Raw genomic sequence first — 2,412 nt, forward strand, 5'->3', positions numbered from 1 at the left:
CAACTTGCCCCGGCATCCGCACCCGCACCCGCACCCGCACCCGCACCCCAGGCGAAGCCCGATGAGCCACAGCCAGAACCAGAACCGGCGCTTGTGCGTGTGGCCGCTCAGCCGACCCCAGCAGAGCCGCCCCCTTGGGAAGATTGGCCAGACACAACCGACTACAGCCAAGCGACTCAACTCGATCCTGCCCAGCCGTTGACCCAACCAGTCCCCTCGCTGCAAGCGGCCCCTGCTTTTCAGTCTTTGCCTGTGCGCGAAACCAGCGAGCCTTCGCTGCGGGCCGATGTGCCCCGACACGCCGCACCCGCAGTGGTGCAGGCCACCCCCGAGGGCGATGTTTGGCTGGAGGCGGTGCAAGGCCTGATGGCCCAAGAAAGCATCACCGCCCTGGTGCGCGAGCTGGCATTGCAGTCGCAACTGATGGCCCGTGATGCGGGCCAGTGGCAGCTGCGCGTCGAGCGAGAAACCCTCAACCACGCGGCCAGCCGGGAGCGCTTGCAAGCGGCTTTGCAGGCGGCAGGGCATGGCGATGTCAAGCTGCTCATCGAGATGGGCCCCGTGACCGACAGCCCGGCCCGGCGCTTGGCCGTGAAGGCCGCCGAAAAAATGGTGGCCGCGCAAGCGCTGATCCAAAACGACCCGCTGGTTCAGGCCATGGTGCGCGATTTTGGGGCCAAAATTGTGCCCGGCAGCATCCAGCTGATTTGATTTTCACCCACTGATTCAACACCCTCACAAAGGAAAAACGATGTTCAACAAAGGACAACTCGCTGGCTTGATGAAGCAAGCCCAGGCCATGCAGGACAACCTGAAAAAAGCCCAGGACGAACTCGCCTTCGTCGAGGTCGAGGGCCAAGCCGGCTCCGGCATGGTCAAGGTGCTGATGACCTGCAAGCATGAAGTGCGCCGTGTCACGATCGATCCCAGCTTGCTGGCCGACGACAAGGACATGCTGGAAGACTTGGTGGCCGCTGCCTTCAACGACGCCGTGCGCATGGCCGAAGAGGTCTCGCAGCAAAAAATGGGCAAACTCACGGCCGGTTTACCCCCTGGCATGAAGCTGCCTTTCTGAGCGCCTGAACATGGCCGACACCCACGCCCTTGCCACTTTGGTCCAAGCCCTCAAGGGCTTGCCGGGGGTGGGCATCAAGTCGGCCCAGCGCATGGCTTTTCAGTTGCTGCAAAACGACCGCGCCACCGCTCGGCAATTGGCCAGCGCTTTGCACAATGCGGTCGACAACATCCGCCATTGCGCTTGTTGCCACACCTTCACCGAAGCCGAGTTGTGCGACACCTGCCAAGACGCCACGCGTGACCGCACGCTGCTGTGTGTGATCGAAACCCCTGCCGACCAATCGGCCATTGAACGCACAGGCACCTACCGTGGCCTTTACTTTGTGTTGATGGGCAAGCTCAGCCCATTGGACGGCATTGGGCCGCACGACATTGGCCTGGCCAAGCTCAAACAGCGGGTGGGCGACGGCGTGCTCACCGAGGTGATTTTGGCCACCAATTTCACCGCCGAAGGCGAGGCCACGGCCTATGTGATTTCGGAAATGATCCGCCAGCAAGGCCTGAAGGTCACGCGACTGGCCCGAGGGGTGCCTGCAGGCAGTGAGCTGGAATACGTGGACTTGGGCACCATCGCCCATGCCTTGGTCGACCGGCGCTGAACCGCTCTTGCCAGCCCGCCCAAGCCCGGTTGAATCGTGGGCTGGTGTGTCACAGATCCTTGTAATCCATTAAGTGAAAACCCCCTTGGGATCATTCCCGATGTGCAAATGCGCGCCCCTGATTAAGCTGCAAGCTATGCATTTTTTATAGGAGTGACATCGGTGTCCTTGGCCCCTTGTTCTCGTCGTTCGCTGTTGTTGGCGGCAGCGGGTTCGCTGGCAACCGTACAAGCCCCTGCAGCCTGGGCTTCGGTGGCGGGACGGCCTTTGCCACGCGTGAAGCTGGCCTTGGCAGCGAGCCAAAGCCTCTACCATTTGCCGCTGACGCTGGCCGATCGATTGGGCTATTTTCAGCAGGCCGGGGTGGCCGTTGATTGGGTGCCACAGGAGTCGGGCGCTCAGGCCTTGAGCCGTGCACTGCAGGGCCATGCCGATGTGGTGGCGGGGGCTTATGAGCACCTTTTTCGCTTGCACCAGCGAGGTGTGAACTACCAAAGTTTTGTCCAAATCAGCCGTACGCCACAGGTCAGTCTGGGTGGCAGCACGCGCAGCGGTTTTCCGTGGCGCTCCATAGCCGATATTCGGGGCGCCCGAGTGGGCATTTCCGCGCTGGACTCCACCACCCACTGGACGGTGTGTCAGTGGTTGTTGCGCCATGGCATGTCGGCGTCAGATGTTTCATTTGTCGAGGTGGGTTCTTCTTCCTTGGTGGTCATGGATGCGCTGCGCAGTGCCC

Annotated in this window: 4 protein-coding genes; all 4 read left to right on the forward strand. The window is 61.8% G+C overall.

Annotation, left to right across the window (positions count from 1 at the left end):
• A partial coding sequence (locus Q0341_RS05095) for a DNA polymerase III subunit gamma/tau C-terminal domain-containing protein (protein ID WP_299510991.1) occupies positions 1–711 on the forward strand: 711 nt, incomplete at its 5' end.
• Between the two features lie 40 nt (positions 712–751).
• Positions 752–1,075, forward strand: coding sequence for a YbaB/EbfC family nucleoid-associated protein (locus Q0341_RS05100; RefSeq protein WP_299510992.1), 324 nt, complete (start codon positions 752–754; stop codon positions 1,073–1,075).
• Between the two features lie 10 nt (positions 1,076–1,085).
• Positions 1,086–1,676, forward strand: a complete 591-nt coding sequence (recR, locus tag Q0341_RS05105; RefSeq protein WP_299510994.1) for a recombination mediator RecR — start codon at positions 1,086–1,088, stop codon at positions 1,674–1,676.
• Between the two features lie 168 nt (positions 1,677–1,844).
• On the forward strand, positions 1,845–2,412 hold a 568-nt coding region (locus Q0341_RS05110; RefSeq protein ID WP_299510995.1), incomplete at its 3' end, for an ABC transporter substrate-binding protein.

The organism is uncultured Limnohabitans sp., from assembly GCF_937889215.1.
Taxonomy (GTDB): domain Bacteria; phylum Pseudomonadota; class Gammaproteobacteria; order Burkholderiales; family Burkholderiaceae_C; genus Limnohabitans_A.

Excerpts from the sequence above, each read along its gene's own strand:
- Q0341_RS05100 (WP_299510992.1), top strand. The coding sequence starts at position 752 with ATGTTCAACAAAGGACAACTCGCTGGCTTGATGAAGCAAGCCCAGGCC.
- recR (WP_299510994.1), top strand. The coding sequence starts at position 1,086 with ATGGCCGACACCCACGCCCTTGCCACTTTGGTCCAAGCCCTCAAGGGC.